The organism is Aeromonas sp. FDAARGOS 1417 (assembly GCF_019046985.1).
Lineage (GTDB): Bacteria > Pseudomonadota > Gammaproteobacteria > Enterobacterales > Aeromonadaceae > Aeromonas > Aeromonas veronii.
The window spans coordinates 640,792-659,110 of sequence record NZ_CP077221.1; the positions used below are offsets into that span (position 1 = coordinate 640,792).

23 protein-coding genes are annotated in these 18,319 nt (G+C 50.9%); 20 read left to right on the top strand and 3 right to left on the bottom strand.

What is annotated here, in order from left to right; genetic code table 11:
* Positions 1–316 precede the first annotated feature (316 nt).
* The 4 genes from I6L47_RS02840 to I6L47_RS02855 all read left to right on the top strand — a co-directional run bounded on the left by I6L47_RS02840 (position 317) and on the right by I6L47_RS02855 (position 4,097).
* Positions 317–1,618, top strand: a complete 1,302-nt coding sequence (locus tag I6L47_RS02840) for a virulence factor TspB C-terminal domain-related protein (protein ID WP_216948620.1) — start codon at positions 317–319, stop codon at positions 1,616–1,618.
* A complete protein-coding gene (locus tag I6L47_RS02845; RefSeq protein ID WP_216948621.1) occupies positions 1,615–1,884 on the top strand; it encodes a DUF2523 domain-containing protein in 270 nt (89 codons plus the stop codon). The genes I6L47_RS02840 and I6L47_RS02845 overlap by 4 nt, the downstream gene beginning before the upstream one ends.
* The gene (locus I6L47_RS02850; protein ID WP_216948622.1) at positions 1,881–2,930 is read left to right on the top strand and encodes a zonular occludens toxin family protein; all 1,050 of its coding nucleotides are present in this window, start codon (positions 1,881–1,883) and stop codon (positions 2,928–2,930) included. The genes I6L47_RS02845 and I6L47_RS02850 overlap by 4 nt, the downstream gene beginning before the upstream one ends.
* Before the next feature lie 327 nt (positions 2,931–3,257).
* A complete protein-coding gene (locus tag I6L47_RS02855) occupies positions 3,258–4,097 on the top strand; it encodes a hypothetical protein (protein WP_216948615.1) in 840 nt (279 codons plus the stop codon).
* Between the two features lie 316 nt (positions 4,098–4,413).
* On the opposite strand, the gene I6L47_RS02860 is transcribed toward I6L47_RS02855, so the two are convergent.
* Positions 4,414–4,599 (bottom strand): hypothetical protein, encoded by a 186-nt coding sequence (locus I6L47_RS02860; RefSeq protein ID WP_216948616.1) that lies wholly within the window; start codon positions 4,597–4,599, stop codon positions 4,414–4,416.
* Positions 4,600–4,735: 136 nt separating this feature from the next.
* Here I6L47_RS02860 and I6L47_RS22425 point away from each other — a divergent pair, with 136 nt between their 5' ends.
* The 8 genes from I6L47_RS22425 (at position 4,736) to I6L47_RS02900 (ending at position 10,931) form a co-directional block, all read left to right on the top strand.
* Positions 4,736–5,875 carry a phage/plasmid replication protein gene (locus tag I6L47_RS22425; RefSeq protein ID WP_254204805.1) on the top strand — a complete coding sequence of 380 codons (1,140 nt, stop codon included), beginning with the start codon at positions 4,736–4,738 and terminating at the stop codon, positions 5,873–5,875.
* Positions 5,872–6,153, top strand: coding sequence for a hypothetical protein (locus tag I6L47_RS02870; protein ID WP_216948617.1), 282 nt, complete (start codon positions 5,872–5,874; stop codon positions 6,151–6,153). The genes I6L47_RS22425 and I6L47_RS02870 overlap by 4 nt, the downstream gene beginning before the upstream one ends.
* A 12-nt stretch (positions 6,154–6,165) precedes the next feature.
* On the top strand, positions 6,166–6,453 hold the full coding sequence (locus tag I6L47_RS02875) for a single-stranded DNA-binding protein (RefSeq protein ID WP_216948618.1): 288 nt from the start codon (positions 6,166–6,168) through the stop codon (positions 6,451–6,453).
* A gap of 76 nt (positions 6,454–6,529) precedes the next feature.
* Positions 6,530–6,748, top strand: a complete 219-nt coding sequence (locus I6L47_RS02880; protein WP_216948619.1) for a major capsid protein — start codon at positions 6,530–6,532, stop codon at positions 6,746–6,748.
* A gap of 402 nt (positions 6,749–7,150) precedes the next feature.
* Positions 7,151–8,452, top strand: coding sequence for a virulence factor TspB C-terminal domain-related protein (locus I6L47_RS02885; RefSeq protein ID WP_216948620.1), 1,302 nt, complete (start codon positions 7,151–7,153; stop codon positions 8,450–8,452).
* Complete coding sequence (locus I6L47_RS02890) at positions 8,449–8,718, top strand: DUF2523 domain-containing protein (protein ID WP_216948621.1); 270 nt, start codon at positions 8,449–8,451, stop codon at positions 8,716–8,718. Before I6L47_RS02885 ends, I6L47_RS02890 begins: the two co-directional genes overlap by 4 nt.
* Positions 8,715–9,764 carry a zonular occludens toxin family protein gene (locus I6L47_RS02895; protein ID WP_216948622.1) on the top strand — a complete coding sequence of 350 codons (1,050 nt, stop codon included), beginning with the start codon at positions 8,715–8,717 and terminating at the stop codon, positions 9,762–9,764. Before I6L47_RS02890 ends, I6L47_RS02895 begins: the two co-directional genes overlap by 4 nt.
* Before the next feature lie 327 nt (positions 9,765–10,091).
* Positions 10,092–10,931: a hypothetical protein gene (locus I6L47_RS02900; RefSeq protein WP_216948615.1), complete on the top strand. Its 840-nt coding sequence runs from the start codon at positions 10,092–10,094 to the stop codon at positions 10,929–10,931.
* A 316-nt stretch (positions 10,932–11,247) separates the two neighbouring features.
* Here I6L47_RS02900 and I6L47_RS02905 read toward each other — a convergent pair whose 3' ends face one another.
* On the bottom strand, positions 11,248–11,433 hold the full coding sequence (locus I6L47_RS02905) for a hypothetical protein (RefSeq protein ID WP_216948616.1): 186 nt from the start codon (positions 11,431–11,433) through the stop codon (positions 11,248–11,250).
* Positions 11,434–11,569: 136 nt separating this feature from the next.
* Here I6L47_RS02905 and I6L47_RS22430 point away from each other — a divergent pair, with 136 nt between their 5' ends.
* The 8 genes from I6L47_RS22430 to I6L47_RS02945 all read left to right on the top strand — a co-directional run bounded on the left by I6L47_RS22430 (position 11,570) and on the right by I6L47_RS02945 (position 17,765).
* Positions 11,570–12,709, top strand: coding sequence for a phage/plasmid replication protein (locus tag I6L47_RS22430; protein WP_254204805.1), 1,140 nt, complete (start codon positions 11,570–11,572; stop codon positions 12,707–12,709).
* The gene (locus tag I6L47_RS02915; protein WP_216948617.1) at positions 12,706–12,987 is read left to right on the top strand and encodes a hypothetical protein; all 282 of its coding nucleotides are present in this window, start codon (positions 12,706–12,708) and stop codon (positions 12,985–12,987) included. Before I6L47_RS22430 ends, I6L47_RS02915 begins: the two co-directional genes overlap by 4 nt.
* A gap of 12 nt (positions 12,988–12,999) precedes the next feature.
* Positions 13,000–13,287 carry a single-stranded DNA-binding protein gene (locus I6L47_RS02920; protein ID WP_216948618.1) on the top strand — a complete coding sequence of 96 codons (288 nt, stop codon included), beginning with the start codon at positions 13,000–13,002 and terminating at the stop codon, positions 13,285–13,287.
* A 76-nt stretch (positions 13,288–13,363) separates the two neighbouring features.
* Positions 13,364–13,582, top strand: coding sequence for a major capsid protein (locus I6L47_RS02925; protein WP_216948619.1), 219 nt, complete (start codon positions 13,364–13,366; stop codon positions 13,580–13,582).
* Positions 13,583–13,984: 402 nt separating this feature from the next.
* Positions 13,985–15,286 (top strand): virulence factor TspB C-terminal domain-related protein, encoded by a 1,302-nt coding sequence (locus I6L47_RS02930; RefSeq protein WP_216948620.1) that lies wholly within the window; start codon positions 13,985–13,987, stop codon positions 15,284–15,286.
* Positions 15,283–15,552: a DUF2523 domain-containing protein gene (locus tag I6L47_RS02935; protein WP_216948621.1), complete on the top strand. Its 270-nt coding sequence runs from the start codon at positions 15,283–15,285 to the stop codon at positions 15,550–15,552. The genes I6L47_RS02930 and I6L47_RS02935 overlap by 4 nt, the downstream gene beginning before the upstream one ends.
* On the top strand, positions 15,549–16,598 hold the full coding sequence (locus tag I6L47_RS02940) for a zonular occludens toxin family protein (protein WP_216948622.1): 1,050 nt from the start codon (positions 15,549–15,551) through the stop codon (positions 16,596–16,598). The genes I6L47_RS02935 and I6L47_RS02940 overlap by 4 nt, the downstream gene beginning before the upstream one ends.
* A 327-nt stretch (positions 16,599–16,925) precedes the next feature.
* Positions 16,926–17,765: a hypothetical protein gene (locus I6L47_RS02945; RefSeq protein ID WP_216948615.1), complete on the top strand. Its 840-nt coding sequence runs from the start codon at positions 16,926–16,928 to the stop codon at positions 17,763–17,765.
* 316 nt (positions 17,766–18,081) lie between these two features.
* Here I6L47_RS02945 and I6L47_RS02950 read toward each other — a convergent pair whose 3' ends face one another.
* Positions 18,082–18,267, bottom strand: coding sequence for a hypothetical protein (locus I6L47_RS02950; protein WP_216948616.1), 186 nt, complete (start codon positions 18,265–18,267; stop codon positions 18,082–18,084).
* Positions 18,268–18,319 lie beyond the last annotated feature (52 nt).

Sequence of the window (18,319 nt, forward strand, 5' to 3'; positions counted from 1 at the left end):
ATGTCGGGGGTCGGGACTGACCAGAACGGCAATCCCGCCCCTTACTTCACTCGAGTCGAAGGCTCAACCCTCAAGACAGTATCCAGCACTGGATCAGTTGTAGTTTCCACTCCAGAGCTTATTTCCTGCCAACAGCTCAATGCATATCAAGCCTCGGCTATTTGTTTGGCCATTGGCGTTGTTTGGGCTATCGCTTGGGCCTATCGCACTCTCGCAACCTCTTTGCACGCAGGGAGCGAAATATGACACCCGAGGCCGTATACGTGTCGATAGCAATACTCGGCATGTTCTTTATATTGTTCACAACGAGGTGAATATGTTTACCAAATATAAGGCGGCCTTATTTATTATCGCCGCCTCATTTTCATCTATATCGAACGCTGCATATACGACCATGACAATCGAAGGCGTTAAGCAGGCAAATGGCGTTTGGACTGCTGCCGGTGTAATGGATTCTGCTGGTTTTGTTCGCACGACTGGCGCCGTTACTGTATATGGCACAACTCGCAATCTACCCGTTAAAATGGCCGTTAATCGTGCTATTGCATCATCATCTCTTAAAACTGTTGCGGGAAGGCTTGGCCCTTATGGAATAGCCGCTCTCGGCGCTATGGAAGTTTACGATTATTTCAATTCCAATAACGCAGTTCCTTGTGATGGCGATACAAAATTTTGTTTTCCTGTTGACCCTTCTCTTATTGACCCAACTTACACATATGGAAAATATTACGACATAACTATGTCTGGTGTCGGTAACGCAACGGGCAGTAGCGTTACTCAAGCGTGTACCAATGTTGCGTCCATGTCTTCAGGAATATATAAGATGGACTTTACTAGTTATAATCCATCAACTTCCCGCTGTTATTTCACAAAGGCGAACGGCACGTCTACAAATGGTTATGTTTATATTAGGTCGTGCCCTCCTGCATCAACTCTCGATTCATGCCTTTACCCAATCAACCCCAAAGACCCTAAGCCTGTTTATTACTCCGATTCTGATTTTTTGAATCTGCCAGACCCCTCTTGGCCTGTTCTTTCTGACGGTTATTCCCATATTCCGCAACTTGGCAACCCCCCTATTTCATCCACCGACTTCACTCCTTTTTCCGAGTGGATGGGTGACCCTTATTTCAAAGATGGTAACTGGTGGCGTGACCGTATGGATATATCCCCATCTAGCACAACATCCTCTCCGACTCGTGTGAAAATTGATATTGGCCCCGTTAAGATTGTCGGCGCTACCAATCCTGAAATCGTCCCAGATACTGGCCCCGCTGGCGGCACTGGTGGCGCTCCGCAACCTGAGAAAGAGAAGCCAACCTTCTGTGAAGCTAACCCTATGTCGATAGCTTGTGCCGAGATGGGGGAACTCAAGGATGAGAAGCTTGAGGTCGAGGAGCGGCCCGTTGATGTTTCCTATACCCCTTGGGGTTCCTCAACGTCACAATGCCCTGCTGATAAGGTCATTCCCCTTTGGGAAGATCAATCCTTCACCATCTCTTATTCGCCGGTCTGCCAGTTCGCCAGCCTGCTGCGTCCTTTGGTCATCGCGCTGGCCTTGCTTGCTGCCGGTTTTATCGTTGCTGGAGTTACCCGTAAGGGTGGGGGTGATGCATGAATATCGCTGCATGGTTGTTGTCTATTGCTGGCCCGATAGTCACTCGCGTTCTGATACAGCTCGGCATTGGCGTGGTTAGCTATGCCGCTGTTATTACTGCCGTGAACAGCTTGATATCGAGCGCTCGCGGTAACTACAACAACATCCCGACCGATATCGCCTCGATCTTTGCTATCGCTGGTTTCAATGATGCGTTCGGCATCATCGTGGCGGCCATCGCGGCTCGCTTATCTGTTCAAGTGTGGAAGAGGTTCCAAATCAAATGATCACTCTAATCACAGGTGTTCCAGGTGGCGGTAAAACGCTCTATACCGTCCATGAAATCCTTCAGCCTGAGTCCAAGGCGGGTCGCCAACTCTTCGTTGATGGTATCCCCGAACTGGTGATACCTCACGAGGTAGCCCCTGATCTACTCGAGTGGCCTGACTGGGCACCTCATGGTGCTCACATTATCGTTGATGAGGCCCAACGCATTTGGCGGCCAGAGGCATCCGCTAAGACGCCACACCGCTCCATTGCCGAGTTCGAGACGCATCGTCACCGTGGCCTCGACTTCACTCTCATCACGCAGCATCCGAACCTGATCCATGCGAACATTCGCCGCCTTGTTGGGCGGCATATCCACCTTCGTAGAACTGCGTTCGGTGTCATTGCTTACGAGTGGTCTGAGTGCAAAACCAGCCCCGATACAGCTTGGAAATCTGCTGTTACTAAACTCCGGTGGAAGCATCCCAAGAGCAGCTTTGGCCTCTACAAGAGCGCCAGTATTCACCAGCAGGTGAAATTCCGTATCCCCAAGGCCGTCTGGTTTATAGCCATTCCTGTTCTTTTGTCTCCGTTACTTATTTGGGGTCTCTATAAGGTCTTTACTCAAGGTTTCGCACCTCCAGTTCCCAATACTTCAACGGCTAAGGCTGCACCTGCGTCCAGTTCGCCGTTCTCTATGACATCAGCACCCGCGCAGCCGGTTTCGCAGCAACAGGGCGCTCCTGTGGCCGTTGCGTCGACACCCAAGCCAGAGAAAGAGGTCGATATTCGTGAGTCGTTCATCCCAAGGGTCTATGGCGAGCCCAACACCGCGCCGGCCTATGACCATCTGCGCACTGTTGTAGTCATGCCGGTTGTTGCTGCCTGCATTGCTGATGCTGATCGTTGCATGTGCTATACGCAGCAAATGACCAAGGTCGACATGCCAGAGGCCCAATGCCGTGAGCGAGTCGCACGTGGTGAGTTCGACCCGTACCGCGATGTGGCGAAGCCACGCGAGGTGCGGGGCGAACTACCCAACACGACGCCACACACGGAAACATAGGGGCTCCCGTTATCTCTCATATCAACCCTGATGCCGATAAATCTACTTATCGGCATCTGTCTTTCTGGTCCCTGGCCAACTGGGTGATTGCGCATAATGTCTGGTGGTTATGTTGAGTGGTTTTTCCCCTGCGACAATCCCGAAGGGGCAGGGGAACGCGACTAGGCAGGAACGTGGGCCCGCTTGCGGGCATCGTTTCAACACCGGAGCGCCCGTAACATAACCCGCATTATGCGAAATCTTTTTGTCTTAGTTACTTTAATGCTTGTGCATTTTGTAACCGTTGCTATACTAATTAAAGCAACAGTGACAAAAAGGAACTTCGTCATGGACTACAAGCAATACATCGCAGACCTTCGTACCCGGTACAACAGCCTCCTTGCTGCTATTAAGCAGCCCGACCTCTACGGTATTATTGAGTCTCTTGAGGCTCTTGGTATGACACCAGCTGACTTGCCTCTTGATGAGCCTGTGTGGCCTTCCAGAGCTATTCCTCTGCGTCGTGCTATCGAGGCTCTTATGATTGAGGCCGACATGGAAGCCGATAAATTGGAGAAGCAGTTGGTCTCTATGCCTCCAAAGCCATCTCAGCCTGTTTTCATTCCATCACTGCATGATTCCGCTAAGGTCTTGCGCGATGGTCTTGAACGGATTACCGCCAAGAACGACGCGATGATTGCCGATACGTTGGCCCGTCGTGCATCCCTCTCACCAGTAACCGCTCTGGCCGAGCCACAAACAGAGGTAACAGTGACTAAAAGAAAAGCGCCCACTAAAAAGCCCAAGCAGGAAGATTTGGCAACAGTTACCGAAACAGTCCAAGAATCGCAACCCGTCGAGCCTGTTGAATTGGTAACAGTTACACAAGTTGAGCCTCAACCCGAGCAGGCCAAGCCGAAACGCCCCCGGGGGAGACCTACTTTAGGTGATCGCCCCATGACTTCAGCTGAAAAGCAGGCCGCTTATCGTGCCCGCCATAAGATGAAAAAAGTAACTGTCACCTTTGACCGTTCTGATGCTGATGAGCTGCTTACCTATATGACCGCTGTTGCAAGTGGCATCACTTTTCCCCTTGATAAACAACTTGCTACACGGCTCCGTGATGCCTGTCAGTCGGCTTGGGTTGTTCAGCTTGTTTCTGATGCTACGTCATCCACCGATGCATAACGGTTACGTAATCAGGGGCGCAAGCCCCTACAAGCCGCCCACTGCTGCCCGTGTTGGCCACCACCGTTTCGCGGCGGAACACGCCCATCTGTCCCAGAGACTGGGACACCCCCCTTCCTGCTAAACCGGTCTTTAATGCCCGGGAACGTAGGCCACCCTCGTGTCCTCGTGTCGTAGACAAAAGACTGTCGACTTCTTGCACCTCTTTAGGCATTAAAAAACCCCAGCCATGGGGCAGGGGTCTTTTGGGGCCTCTCGGAGTCCGGGGGCCAGTAACACCCGGACTTTACCGCACTAACCTGCGGTAACCTCTGATCTACTTCGCTTTCTTTTTGTTTATGTAGGCTATGTAATCCTCTTCCTTGATTTCCTGTAAACCCTTCAAAATCAATAGCTTGAGAACTTCCGTATCCTTCAGGCTTGTTTTGGTCGCGACGACGGCCTTGACCGTCTCGGTCTCCACCTTCCTCCACGTGTTGTCATCGATGTGTTTAGTCGGCATGGGTCAACTCTTTGTTACTTCTATCAACTGGATATTCATAGTTTAACCCTCTTTGAATCTTAGAAATGATATTTCTTGACAACTTAGAACTTGGATTCTAAGGTTCTCACATTATCCTAATTTCTGAGAAAATTAGATGTTTTTCGACTGGCTGACCATAGAACAGGATTTCGGGTTTCAGCTGCCGCTTCTGGATGGCAACGCTTATGCCCGTCTTGTGATAGAGGAGGGGGAGGTTGTGGAAACTGGTTCTTTGACCGCTCCGGCGTTCTCTCACAAAGGCTCCTTTTGCGACAGCGTTCTGATTAAGGTGAACGGGTCGTCTATTCGCATGTCTGGCAACCCCTCCCGCTGGGGCCGCCTCGAGAACTTGTGGGGCTACCGCTCCATTGATGCGATGGTCTGCGTTTACAACTCAATCCTGAGGGATATTTATGGTAACTGTGACCGAATCCCGCAATTCAGCAAGTGCACCAAGCTGTATTATGCGCAAGGCTCTGCCTGTGAAGTCATCGGGGCCGATGGTGCTATTATTCGAGAACTACACGTTACTGAAAATATTTCTGTCGGTGCTTCTAACGAGCGCGATTATATTAGCGGCTTGTCCACTCTTCGTTATCGCCACTCTATTCCTAGACTTCATCCGGATGGTAATTCAGTAGACTGGTTATCGAAACAGGGTAACGCCTCTCTTATTTACCCAACGGTCTATAATAAGGCTTATGAAATGGAGTTGCACTCCCTTGGCAAAATTGCTCGTGCCTTTGGTGATGATTCCGAGGAAGTGCGCCAACTCTTGAACGTTATTGGTTATTGCCGCTCTGTCGGCCTCGTCCGCTTCGAACTGAAATTAAAAAACAGATATCTGCAACGCAACAACATGCAATATTGGGGACTGTCTGATTACAGCCCACTCGAATCGTTAATGAGCGAATTTATTAATATCGACCAAAAGCTGAGCGTGACATCTATGGACTTTGAAACTATATCCGAGCGTCTTTTGACTATGGGCATTGTGGATAATACCCGTGCCGCTAATACCACTGCACTCCATGCACTTCAATGGATGCATGGCCAGACATTTGATTTTAAAAAGCGAGCCATTCAAACTCATCGCGCCAGACTTCGCCACCTCGGCATTGATATTGCCACCAAATGCAATATCTCTAAGTTCAGCCCGATATTTGTTACTGCTCGTCGCGAGGTCAAATCTAATATTGCCGTTCCGCCGAGCTGGTATGTAATGCCGCAAACTCAATTGAGGGCCGTAGCATGAAATATTGCATCTGCTGCCACCTCCCGATAATCGGTAACGGTGACTATTTCTGCAATCGCAAATCCTGCGTTGATATTCGGGCCGCTGCCGAACGTCAACGCCATATAGATGAGCACGGTAAATTCATTCTCCAGTATGAGACCTATGACGCAACAACTGAGGTGCTGCGCTTTGAGTATGCTGGCGAACGGGATTACCACGCTGATTTAATCCGCGAACAGGTCGTTGAACTGTTCGGAATCAACCCTGACGGCTCGACCGTTGAATACCGCCAATAAAGGACTGCACCTATGAAAATCGAAATCGCTAACGTGAACGTGCGCAATCAGTCTGGCACCTCCCAGCGTACCGGAAAGGCCTACAGCATGAACAAGCAAGAAGCCTACCTGCACTTGGACGGCCAGCCTTACCCGGTTCGCTTCGAGTTCAACCTGCCGGACGGCGCACAGCCCTATCAGAAAGGGTTCTACACCGTCACCGATAAGTCTTTCATCGTTGACCGTTTTGGATCACTCGGCGTCTCTGGCCAGCTCGAACTGCTGCCCATCGCCGTTGGCCAGCAGGTCAAGGTTGCCTAATTAAAGCAACAGTTACCTGTTCCCTCGCCCATGGTCAGGGTAGGGGACTTAACCAACCCAATAGGGAGATACGACCATGAAAAAACAAGCTACTGCACTGCTGAAGAAACTGGGCGCTACTGCTGTTATCGCTACTGCCTCCGTTCCCGCGTTCGCCGCTGAAGGTGATATCGATGTAAGCGCCGTAACCGGCGTTATCGCCAAGGTTGGTGTCGCTGCTGGTCTCATCGGTGTCGCCGTTCTCGGCGTGATGGCGGCCATCAAGGGTTACAAGATGGTTCGTGGCGCAATGTAACTCAGTGGGGGTGTTGTATGTCTTACCAGTACAAAGGCGTCTGTTATAACACCCCCGAGTCTACATTGGCGGCCATGGCCGCTGACATGTCGGGGGTCGGGACTGACCAGAACGGCAATCCCGCCCCTTACTTCACTCGAGTCGAAGGCTCAACCCTCAAGACAGTATCCAGCACTGGATCAGTTGTAGTTTCCACTCCAGAGCTTATTTCCTGCCAACAGCTCAATGCATATCAAGCCTCGGCTATTTGTTTGGCCATTGGCGTTGTTTGGGCTATCGCTTGGGCCTATCGCACTCTCGCAACCTCTTTGCACGCAGGGAGCGAAATATGACACCCGAGGCCGTATACGTGTCGATAGCAATACTCGGCATGTTCTTTATATTGTTCACAACGAGGTGAATATGTTTACCAAATATAAGGCGGCCTTATTTATTATCGCCGCCTCATTTTCATCTATATCGAACGCTGCATATACGACCATGACAATCGAAGGCGTTAAGCAGGCAAATGGCGTTTGGACTGCTGCCGGTGTAATGGATTCTGCTGGTTTTGTTCGCACGACTGGCGCCGTTACTGTATATGGCACAACTCGCAATCTACCCGTTAAAATGGCCGTTAATCGTGCTATTGCATCATCATCTCTTAAAACTGTTGCGGGAAGGCTTGGCCCTTATGGAATAGCCGCTCTCGGCGCTATGGAAGTTTACGATTATTTCAATTCCAATAACGCAGTTCCTTGTGATGGCGATACAAAATTTTGTTTTCCTGTTGACCCTTCTCTTATTGACCCAACTTACACATATGGAAAATATTACGACATAACTATGTCTGGTGTCGGTAACGCAACGGGCAGTAGCGTTACTCAAGCGTGTACCAATGTTGCGTCCATGTCTTCAGGAATATATAAGATGGACTTTACTAGTTATAATCCATCAACTTCCCGCTGTTATTTCACAAAGGCGAACGGCACGTCTACAAATGGTTATGTTTATATTAGGTCGTGCCCTCCTGCATCAACTCTCGATTCATGCCTTTACCCAATCAACCCCAAAGACCCTAAGCCTGTTTATTACTCCGATTCTGATTTTTTGAATCTGCCAGACCCCTCTTGGCCTGTTCTTTCTGACGGTTATTCCCATATTCCGCAACTTGGCAACCCCCCTATTTCATCCACCGACTTCACTCCTTTTTCCGAGTGGATGGGTGACCCTTATTTCAAAGATGGTAACTGGTGGCGTGACCGTATGGATATATCCCCATCTAGCACAACATCCTCTCCGACTCGTGTGAAAATTGATATTGGCCCCGTTAAGATTGTCGGCGCTACCAATCCTGAAATCGTCCCAGATACTGGCCCCGCTGGCGGCACTGGTGGCGCTCCGCAACCTGAGAAAGAGAAGCCAACCTTCTGTGAAGCTAACCCTATGTCGATAGCTTGTGCCGAGATGGGGGAACTCAAGGATGAGAAGCTTGAGGTCGAGGAGCGGCCCGTTGATGTTTCCTATACCCCTTGGGGTTCCTCAACGTCACAATGCCCTGCTGATAAGGTCATTCCCCTTTGGGAAGATCAATCCTTCACCATCTCTTATTCGCCGGTCTGCCAGTTCGCCAGCCTGCTGCGTCCTTTGGTCATCGCGCTGGCCTTGCTTGCTGCCGGTTTTATCGTTGCTGGAGTTACCCGTAAGGGTGGGGGTGATGCATGAATATCGCTGCATGGTTGTTGTCTATTGCTGGCCCGATAGTCACTCGCGTTCTGATACAGCTCGGCATTGGCGTGGTTAGCTATGCCGCTGTTATTACTGCCGTGAACAGCTTGATATCGAGCGCTCGCGGTAACTACAACAACATCCCGACCGATATCGCCTCGATCTTTGCTATCGCTGGTTTCAATGATGCGTTCGGCATCATCGTGGCGGCCATCGCGGCTCGCTTATCTGTTCAAGTGTGGAAGAGGTTCCAAATCAAATGATCACTCTAATCACAGGTGTTCCAGGTGGCGGTAAAACGCTCTATACCGTCCATGAAATCCTTCAGCCTGAGTCCAAGGCGGGTCGCCAACTCTTCGTTGATGGTATCCCCGAACTGGTGATACCTCACGAGGTAGCCCCTGATCTACTCGAGTGGCCTGACTGGGCACCTCATGGTGCTCACATTATCGTTGATGAGGCCCAACGCATTTGGCGGCCAGAGGCATCCGCTAAGACGCCACACCGCTCCATTGCCGAGTTCGAGACGCATCGTCACCGTGGCCTCGACTTCACTCTCATCACGCAGCATCCGAACCTGATCCATGCGAACATTCGCCGCCTTGTTGGGCGGCATATCCACCTTCGTAGAACTGCGTTCGGTGTCATTGCTTACGAGTGGTCTGAGTGCAAAACCAGCCCCGATACAGCTTGGAAATCTGCTGTTACTAAACTCCGGTGGAAGCATCCCAAGAGCAGCTTTGGCCTCTACAAGAGCGCCAGTATTCACCAGCAGGTGAAATTCCGTATCCCCAAGGCCGTCTGGTTTATAGCCATTCCTGTTCTTTTGTCTCCGTTACTTATTTGGGGTCTCTATAAGGTCTTTACTCAAGGTTTCGCACCTCCAGTTCCCAATACTTCAACGGCTAAGGCTGCACCTGCGTCCAGTTCGCCGTTCTCTATGACATCAGCACCCGCGCAGCCGGTTTCGCAGCAACAGGGCGCTCCTGTGGCCGTTGCGTCGACACCCAAGCCAGAGAAAGAGGTCGATATTCGTGAGTCGTTCATCCCAAGGGTCTATGGCGAGCCCAACACCGCGCCGGCCTATGACCATCTGCGCACTGTTGTAGTCATGCCGGTTGTTGCTGCCTGCATTGCTGATGCTGATCGTTGCATGTGCTATACGCAGCAAATGACCAAGGTCGACATGCCAGAGGCCCAATGCCGTGAGCGAGTCGCACGTGGTGAGTTCGACCCGTACCGCGATGTGGCGAAGCCACGCGAGGTGCGGGGCGAACTACCCAACACGACGCCACACACGGAAACATAGGGGCTCCCGTTATCTCTCATATCAACCCTGATGCCGATAAATCTACTTATCGGCATCTGTCTTTCTGGTCCCTGGCCAACTGGGTGATTGCGCATAATGTCTGGTGGTTATGTTGAGTGGTTTTTCCCCTGCGACAATCCCGAAGGGGCAGGGGAACGCGACTAGGCAGGAACGTGGGCCCGCTTGCGGGCATCGTTTCAACACCGGAGCGCCCGTAACATAACCCGCATTATGCGAAATCTTTTTGTCTTAGTTACTTTAATGCTTGTGCATTTTGTAACCGTTGCTATACTAATTAAAGCAACAGTGACAAAAAGGAACTTCGTCATGGACTACAAGCAATACATCGCAGACCTTCGTACCCGGTACAACAGCCTCCTTGCTGCTATTAAGCAGCCCGACCTCTACGGTATTATTGAGTCTCTTGAGGCTCTTGGTATGACACCAGCTGACTTGCCTCTTGATGAGCCTGTGTGGCCTTCCAGAGCTATTCCTCTGCGTCGTGCTATCGAGGCTCTTATGATTGAGGCCGACATGGAAGCCGATAAATTGGAGAAGCAGTTGGTCTCTATGCCTCCAAAGCCATCTCAGCCTGTTTTCATTCCATCACTGCATGATTCCGCTAAGGTCTTGCGCGATGGTCTTGAACGGATTACCGCCAAGAACGACGCGATGATTGCCGATACGTTGGCCCGTCGTGCATCCCTCTCACCAGTAACCGCTCTGGCCGAGCCACAAACAGAGGTAACAGTGACTAAAAGAAAAGCGCCCACTAAAAAGCCCAAGCAGGAAGATTTGGCAACAGTTACCGAAACAGTCCAAGAATCGCAACCCGTCGAGCCTGTTGAATTGGTAACAGTTACACAAGTTGAGCCTCAACCCGAGCAGGCCAAGCCGAAACGCCCCCGGGGGAGACCTACTTTAGGTGATCGCCCCATGACTTCAGCTGAAAAGCAGGCCGCTTATCGTGCCCGCCATAAGATGAAAAAAGTAACTGTCACCTTTGACCGTTCTGATGCTGATGAGCTGCTTACCTATATGACCGCTGTTGCAAGTGGCATCACTTTTCCCCTTGATAAACAACTTGCTACACGGCTCCGTGATGCCTGTCAGTCGGCTTGGGTTGTTCAGCTTGTTTCTGATGCTACGTCATCCACCGATGCATAACGGTTACGTAATCAGGGGCGCAAGCCCCTACAAGCCGCCCACTGCTGCCCGTGTTGGCCACCACCGTTTCGCGGCGGAACACGCCCATCTGTCCCAGAGACTGGGACACCCCCCTTCCTGCTAAACCGGTCTTTAATGCCCGGGAACGTAGGCCACCCTCGTGTCCTCGTGTCGTAGACAAAAGACTGTCGACTTCTTGCACCTCTTTAGGCATTAAAAAACCCCAGCCATGGGGCAGGGGTCTTTTGGGGCCTCTCGGAGTCCGGGGGCCAGTAACACCCGGACTTTACCGCACTAACCTGCGGTAACCTCTGATCTACTTCGCTTTCTTTTTGTTTATGTAGGCTATGTAATCCTCTTCCTTGATTTCCTGTAAACCCTTCAAAATCAATAGCTTGAGAACTTCCGTATCCTTCAGGCTTGTTTTGGTCGCGACGACGGCCTTGACCGTCTCGGTCTCCACCTTCCTCCACGTGTTGTCATCGATGTGTTTAGTCGGCATGGGTCAACTCTTTGTTACTTCTATCAACTGGATATTCATAGTTTAACCCTCTTTGAATCTTAGAAATGATATTTCTTGACAACTTAGAACTTGGATTCTAAGGTTCTCACATTATCCTAATTTCTGAGAAAATTAGATGTTTTTCGACTGGCTGACCATAGAACAGGATTTCGGGTTTCAGCTGCCGCTTCTGGATGGCAACGCTTATGCCCGTCTTGTGATAGAGGAGGGGGAGGTTGTGGAAACTGGTTCTTTGACCGCTCCGGCGTTCTCTCACAAAGGCTCCTTTTGCGACAGCGTTCTGATTAAGGTGAACGGGTCGTCTATTCGCATGTCTGGCAACCCCTCCCGCTGGGGCCGCCTCGAGAACTTGTGGGGCTACCGCTCCATTGATGCGATGGTCTGCGTTTACAACTCAATCCTGAGGGATATTTATGGTAACTGTGACCGAATCCCGCAATTCAGCAAGTGCACCAAGCTGTATTATGCGCAAGGCTCTGCCTGTGAAGTCATCGGGGCCGATGGTGCTATTATTCGAGAACTACACGTTACTGAAAATATTTCTGTCGGTGCTTCTAACGAGCGCGATTATATTAGCGGCTTGTCCACTCTTCGTTATCGCCACTCTATTCCTAGACTTCATCCGGATGGTAATTCAGTAGACTGGTTATCGAAACAGGGTAACGCCTCTCTTATTTACCCAACGGTCTATAATAAGGCTTATGAAATGGAGTTGCACTCCCTTGGCAAAATTGCTCGTGCCTTTGGTGATGATTCCGAGGAAGTGCGCCAACTCTTGAACGTTATTGGTTATTGCCGCTCTGTCGGCCTCGTCCGCTTCGAACTGAAATTAAAAAACAGATATCTGCAACGCAACAACATGCAATATTGGGGACTGTCTGATTACAGCCCACTCGAATCGTTAATGAGCGAATTTATTAATATCGACCAAAAGCTGAGCGTGACATCTATGGACTTTGAAACTATATCCGAGCGTCTTTTGACTATGGGCATTGTGGATAATACCCGTGCCGCTAATACCACTGCACTCCATGCACTTCAATGGATGCATGGCCAGACATTTGATTTTAAAAAGCGAGCCATTCAAACTCATCGCGCCAGACTTCGCCACCTCGGCATTGATATTGCCACCAAATGCAATATCTCTAAGTTCAGCCCGATATTTGTTACTGCTCGTCGCGAGGTCAAATCTAATATTGCCGTTCCGCCGAGCTGGTATGTAATGCCGCAAACTCAATTGAGGGCCGTAGCATGAAATATTGCATCTGCTGCCACCTCCCGATAATCGGTAACGGTGACTATTTCTGCAATCGCAAATCCTGCGTTGATATTCGGGCCGCTGCCGAACGTCAACGCCATATAGATGAGCACGGTAAATTCATTCTCCAGTATGAGACCTATGACGCAACAACTGAGGTGCTGCGCTTTGAGTATGCTGGCGAACGGGATTACCACGCTGATTTAATCCGCGAACAGGTCGTTGAACTGTTCGGAATCAACCCTGACGGCTCGACCGTTGAATACCGCCAATAAAGGACTGCACCTATGAAAATCGAAATCGCTAACGTGAACGTGCGCAATCAGTCTGGCACCTCCCAGCGTACCGGAAAGGCCTACAGCATGAACAAGCAAGAAGCCTACCTGCACTTGGACGGCCAGCCTTACCCGGTTCGCTTCGAGTTCAACCTGCCGGACGGCGCACAGCCCTATCAGAAAGGGTTCTACACCGTCACCGATAAGTCTTTCATCGTTGACCGTTTTGGATCACTCGGCGTCTCTGGCCAGCTCGAACTGCTGCCCATCGCCGTTGGCCAGCAGGTCAAGGTTGCCTAATTAAAGCAACAGTTACCTGTTCCCTCGCCCATGGTCAGGGTAGGGGACTTAACCAACCCAATAGGGAGATACGACCATGAAAAAACAAGCTACTGCACTGCTGAAGAAACTGGGCGCTACTGCTGTTATCGCTACTGCCTCCGTTCCCGCGTTCGCCGCTGAAGGTGATATCGATGTAAGCGCCGTAACCGGCGTTATCGCCAAGGTTGGTGTCGCTGCTGGTCTCATCGGTGTCGCCGTTCTCGGCGTGATGGCGGCCATCAAGGGTTACAAGATGGTTCGTGGCGCAATGTAACTCAGTGGGGGTGTTGTATGTCTTACCAGTACAAAGGCGTCTGTTATAACACCCCCGAGTCTACATTGGCGGCCATGGCCGCTGACATGTCGGGGGTCGGGACTGACCAGAACGGCAATCCCGCCCCTTACTTCACTCGAGTCGAAGGCTCAACCCTCAAGACAGTATCCAGCACTGGATCAGTTGTAGTTTCCACTCCAGAGCTTATTTCCTGCCAACAGCTCAATGCATATCAAGCCTCGGCTATTTGTTTGGCCATTGGCGTTGTTTGGGCTATCGCTTGGGCCTATCGCACTCTCGCAACCTCTTTGCACGCAGGGAGCGAAATATGACACCCGAGGCCGTATACGTGTCGATAGCAATACTCGGCATGTTCTTTATATTGTTCACAACGAGGTGAATATGTTTACCAAATATAAGGCGGCCTTATTTATTATCGCCGCCTCATTTTCATCTATATCGAACGCTGCATATACGACCATGACAATCGAAGGCGTTAAGCAGGCAAATGGCGTTTGGACTGCTGCCGGTGTAATGGATTCTGCTGGTTTTGTTCGCACGACTGGCGCCGTTACTGTATATGGCACAACTCGCAATCTACCCGTTAAAATGGCCGTTAATCGTGCTATTGCATCATCATCTCTTAAAACTGTTGCGGGAAGGCTTGGCCCTTATGGAATAGCCGCTCTCGGCGCTATGGAAGTTTACGATTATTTCAATTCCAATAACGCAGTTCCTTGTGATGGCGATACAAAATTTTGTTTTCCTGTTGACCCTTCTCTTATTGACCCAACTTACACATATGGAAAATATTACGACATAACTATGTCTGGTGTCGGTAACGCAACGGGCAGTAGCGTTACTCAAGCGTGTACCAATGTTGCGTCCATGTCTTCAGGAATATATAAGATGGACTTTACTAGTTATAATCCATCAACTTCCCGCTGTTATTTCACAAAGGCGAACGGCACGTCTACAAATGGTTATGTTTATATTAGGTCGTGCCCTCCTGCATCAACTCTCGATTCATGCCTTTACCCAATCAACCCCAAAGACCCTAAGCCTGTTTATTACTCCGATTCTGATTTTTTGAATCTGCCAGACCCCTCTTGGCCTGTTCTTTCTGACGGTTATTCCCATATTCCGCAACTTGGCAACCCCCCTATTTCATCCACCGACTTCACTCCTTTTTCCGAGTGGATGGGTGACCCTTATTTCAAAGATGGTAACTGGTGGCGTGACCGTATGGATATATCCCCATCTAGCACAACATCCTCTCCGACTCGTGTGAAAATTGATATTGGCCCCGTTAAGATTGTCGGCGCTACCAATCCTGAAATCGTCCCAGATACTGGCCCCGCTGGCGGCACTGGTGGCGCTCCGCAACCTGAGAAAGAGAAGCCAACCTTCTGTGAAGCTAACCCTATGTCGATAGCTTGTGCCGAGATGGGGGAACTCAAGGATGAGAAGCTTGAGGTCGAGGAGCGGCCCGTTGATGTTTCCTATACCCCTTGGGGTTCCTCAACGTCACAATGCCCTGCTGATAAGGTCATTCCCCTTTGGGAAGATCAATCCTTCACCATCTCTTATTCGCCGGTCTGCCAGTTCGCCAGCCTGCTGCGTCCTTTGGTCATCGCGCTGGCCTTGCTTGCTGCCGGTTTTATCGTTGCTGGAGTTACCCGTAAGGGTGGGGGTGATGCATGAATATCGCTGCATGGTTGTTGTCTATTGCTGGCCCGATAGTCACTCGCGTTCTGATACAGCTCGGCATTGGCGTGGTTAGCTATGCCGCTGTTATTACTGCCGTGAACAGCTTGATATCGAGCGCTCGCGGTAACTACAACAACATCCCGACCGATATCGCCTCGATCTTTGCTATCGCTGGTTTCAATGATGCGTTCGGCATCATCGTGGCGGCCATCGCGGCTCGCTTATCTGTTCAAGTGTGGAAGAGGTTCCAAATCAAATGATCACTCTAATCACAGGTGTTCCAGGTGGCGGTAAAACGCTCTATACCGTCCATGAAATCCTTCAGCCTGAGTCCAAGGCGGGTCGCCAACTCTTCGTTGATGGTATCCCCGAACTGGTGATACCTCACGAGGTAGCCCCTGATCTACTCGAGTGGCCTGACTGGGCACCTCATGGTGCTCACATTATCGTTGATGAGGCCCAACGCATTTGGCGGCCAGAGGCATCCGCTAAGACGCCACACCGCTCCATTGCCGAGTTCGAGACGCATCGTCACCGTGGCCTCGACTTCACTCTCATCACGCAGCATCCGAACCTGATCCATGCGAACATTCGCCGCCTTGTTGGGCGGCATATCCACCTTCGTAGAACTGCGTTCGGTGTCATTGCTTACGAGTGGTCTGAGTGCAAAACCAGCCCCGATACAGCTTGGAAATCTGCTGTTACTAAACTCCGGTGGAAGCATCCCAAGAGCAGCTTTGGCCTCTACAAGAGCGCCAGTATTCACCAGCAGGTGAAATTCCGTATCCCCAAGGCCGTCTGGTTTATAGCCATTCCTGTTCTTTTGTCTCCGTTACTTATTTGGGGTCTCTATAAGGTCTTTACTCAAGGTTTCGCACCTCCAGTTCCCAATACTTCAACGGCTAAGGCTGCACCTGCGTCCAGTTCGCCGTTCTCTATGACATCAGCACCCGCGCAGCCGGTTTCGCAGCAACAGGGCGCTCCTGTGGCCGTTGCGTCGACACCCAAGCCAGAGAAAGAGGTCGATATTCGTGAGTCGTTCATCCCAAGGGTCTATGGCGAGCCCAACACCGCGCCGGCCTATGACCATCTGCGCACTGTTGTAGTCATGCCGGTTGTTGCTGCCTGCATTGCTGATGCTGATCGTTGCATGTGCTATACGCAGCAAATGACCAAGGTCGACATGCCAGAGGCCCAATGCCGTGAGCGAGTCGCACGTGGTGAGTTCGACCCGTACCGCGATGTGGCGAAGCCACGCGAGGTGCGGGGCGAACTACCCAACACGACGCCACACACGGAAACATAGGGGCTCCCGTTATCTCTCATATCAACCCTGATGCCGATAAATCTACTTATCGGCATCTGTCTTTCTGGTCCCTGGCCAACTGGGTGATTGCGCATAATGTCTGGTGGTTATGTTGAGTGGTTTTTCCCCTGCGACAATCCCGAAGGGGCAGGGGAACGCGACTAGGCAGGAACGTGGGCCCGCTTGCGGGCATCGTTTCAACACCGGAGCGCCCGTAACATAACCCGCATTATGCGAAATCTTTTTGTCTTAGTTACTTTAATGCTTGTGCATTTTGTAACCGTTGCTATACTAATTAAAGCAACAGTGACAAAAAGGAACTTCGTCATGGACTACAAGCAATACATCGCAGACCTTCGTACCCGGTACAACAGCCTCCTTGCTGCTATTAAGCAGCCCGACCTCTACGGTATTATTGAGTCTCTTGAGGCTCTTGGTATGACACCAGCTGACTTGCCTCTTGATGAGCCTGTGTGGCCTTCCAGAGCTATTCCTCTGCGTCGTGCTATCGAGGCTCTTATGATTGAGGCCGACATGGAAGCCGATAAATTGGAGAAGCAGTTGGTCTCTATGCCTCCAAAGCCATCTCAGCCTGTTTTCATTCCATCACTGCATGATTCCGCTAAGGTCTTGCGCGATGGTCTTGAACGGATTACCGCCAAGAACGACGCGATGATTGCCGATACGTTGGCCCGTCGTGCATCCCTCTCACCAGTAACCGCTCTGGCCGAGCCACAAACAGAGGTAACAGTGACTAAAAGAAAAGCGCCCACTAAAAAGCCCAAGCAGGAAGATTTGGCAACAGTTACCGAAACAGTCCAAGAATCGCAACCCGTCGAGCCTGTTGAATTGGTAACAGTTACACAAGTTGAGCCTCAACCCGAGCAGGCCAAGCCGAAACGCCCCCGGGGGAGACCTACTTTAGGTGATCGCCCCATGACTTCAGCTGAAAAGCAGGCCGCTTATCGTGCCCGCCATAAGATGAAAAAAGTAACTGTCACCTTTGACCGTTCTGATGCTGATGAGCTGCTTACCTATATGACCGCTGTTGCAAGTGGCATCACTTTTCCCCTTGATAAACAACTTGCTACACGGCTCCGTGATGCCTGTCAGTCGGCTTGGGTTGTTCAGCTTGTTTCTGATGCTACGTCATCCACCGATGCATAACGGTTACGTAATCAGGGGCGCAAGCCCCTACAAGCCGCCCACTGCTGCCCGTGTTGGCCACCACCGTTTCGCGGCGGAACACGCCCATCTGTCCCAGAGACTGGGACACCCCCCTTCCTGCTAAACCGGTCTTTAATGCCCGGGAACGTAGGCCACCCTCGTGTCCTCGTGTCGTAGACAAAAGACTGTCGACTTCTTGCACCTCTTTAGGCATTAAAAAACCCCAGCCATGGGGCAGGGGTCTTTTGGGGCCTCTCGGAGTCCGGGGGCCAGTAACACCCGGACTTTACCGCACTAACCTGCGGTAACCTCTGATCTACTTCGCTTTCTTTTTGTTTATGTAGGCTATGTAATCCTCTTCCTTGATTTCCTGTAAACCCTTCAAAATCAATAGCTTGAGAACTTCCGTATCCTTCAGGCTTGTTTTGGTCGCGACGACGGCCTTGACCGTCTCGGTCTCCACCTTCCTCCACGTGTTGTCATCGATGTGTTTAGTCGGCATGGGTCAACTCTTTGTTACTTCTATCAACTGGATATTCATAGTTTAACCCTCT

Excerpts from the sequence above, each read along its gene's own strand:
- I6L47_RS02840 (WP_216948620.1), top strand. The coding sequence starts at position 317 with ATGTTTACCAAATATAAGGCGGCCTTATTTATTATCGCCGCCTCATTT.
- I6L47_RS02845 (WP_216948621.1), top strand. The coding sequence starts at position 1,615 with ATGAATATCGCTGCATGGTTGTTGTCTATTGCTGGCCCGATAGTCACT.
- I6L47_RS02850 (WP_216948622.1), top strand. The coding sequence starts at position 1,881 with ATGATCACTCTAATCACAGGTGTTCCAGGTGGCGGTAAAACGCTCTAT.
- I6L47_RS02855 (WP_216948615.1), top strand. The coding sequence starts at position 3,258 with ATGGACTACAAGCAATACATCGCAGACCTTCGTACCCGGTACAACAGC.
- I6L47_RS02860 (WP_216948616.1), bottom strand. The coding sequence starts at position 4,599 with ATGCCGACTAAACACATCGATGACAACACGTGGAGGAAGGTGGAGACC.
- I6L47_RS22425 (WP_254204805.1), top strand. The coding sequence starts at position 4,736 with ATGTTTTTCGACTGGCTGACCATAGAACAGGATTTCGGGTTTCAGCTG.
- I6L47_RS02870 (WP_216948617.1), top strand. The coding sequence starts at position 5,872 with ATGAAATATTGCATCTGCTGCCACCTCCCGATAATCGGTAACGGTGAC.
- I6L47_RS02875 (WP_216948618.1), top strand. The coding sequence starts at position 6,166 with ATGAAAATCGAAATCGCTAACGTGAACGTGCGCAATCAGTCTGGCACC.
- I6L47_RS02880 (WP_216948619.1), top strand. The coding sequence starts at position 6,530 with ATGAAAAAACAAGCTACTGCACTGCTGAAGAAACTGGGCGCTACTGCT.
- I6L47_RS02885 (WP_216948620.1), top strand. The coding sequence starts at position 7,151 with ATGTTTACCAAATATAAGGCGGCCTTATTTATTATCGCCGCCTCATTT.
- I6L47_RS02890 (WP_216948621.1), top strand. The coding sequence starts at position 8,449 with ATGAATATCGCTGCATGGTTGTTGTCTATTGCTGGCCCGATAGTCACT.
- I6L47_RS02895 (WP_216948622.1), top strand. The coding sequence starts at position 8,715 with ATGATCACTCTAATCACAGGTGTTCCAGGTGGCGGTAAAACGCTCTAT.
- I6L47_RS02900 (WP_216948615.1), top strand. The coding sequence starts at position 10,092 with ATGGACTACAAGCAATACATCGCAGACCTTCGTACCCGGTACAACAGC.
- I6L47_RS02905 (WP_216948616.1), bottom strand. The coding sequence starts at position 11,433 with ATGCCGACTAAACACATCGATGACAACACGTGGAGGAAGGTGGAGACC.
- I6L47_RS22430 (WP_254204805.1), top strand. The coding sequence starts at position 11,570 with ATGTTTTTCGACTGGCTGACCATAGAACAGGATTTCGGGTTTCAGCTG.
- I6L47_RS02915 (WP_216948617.1), top strand. The coding sequence starts at position 12,706 with ATGAAATATTGCATCTGCTGCCACCTCCCGATAATCGGTAACGGTGAC.
- I6L47_RS02920 (WP_216948618.1), top strand. The coding sequence starts at position 13,000 with ATGAAAATCGAAATCGCTAACGTGAACGTGCGCAATCAGTCTGGCACC.
- I6L47_RS02925 (WP_216948619.1), top strand. The coding sequence starts at position 13,364 with ATGAAAAAACAAGCTACTGCACTGCTGAAGAAACTGGGCGCTACTGCT.
- I6L47_RS02930 (WP_216948620.1), top strand. The coding sequence starts at position 13,985 with ATGTTTACCAAATATAAGGCGGCCTTATTTATTATCGCCGCCTCATTT.
- I6L47_RS02935 (WP_216948621.1), top strand. The coding sequence starts at position 15,283 with ATGAATATCGCTGCATGGTTGTTGTCTATTGCTGGCCCGATAGTCACT.
- I6L47_RS02940 (WP_216948622.1), top strand. The coding sequence starts at position 15,549 with ATGATCACTCTAATCACAGGTGTTCCAGGTGGCGGTAAAACGCTCTAT.
- I6L47_RS02945 (WP_216948615.1), top strand. The coding sequence starts at position 16,926 with ATGGACTACAAGCAATACATCGCAGACCTTCGTACCCGGTACAACAGC.
- I6L47_RS02950 (WP_216948616.1), bottom strand. The coding sequence starts at position 18,267 with ATGCCGACTAAACACATCGATGACAACACGTGGAGGAAGGTGGAGACC.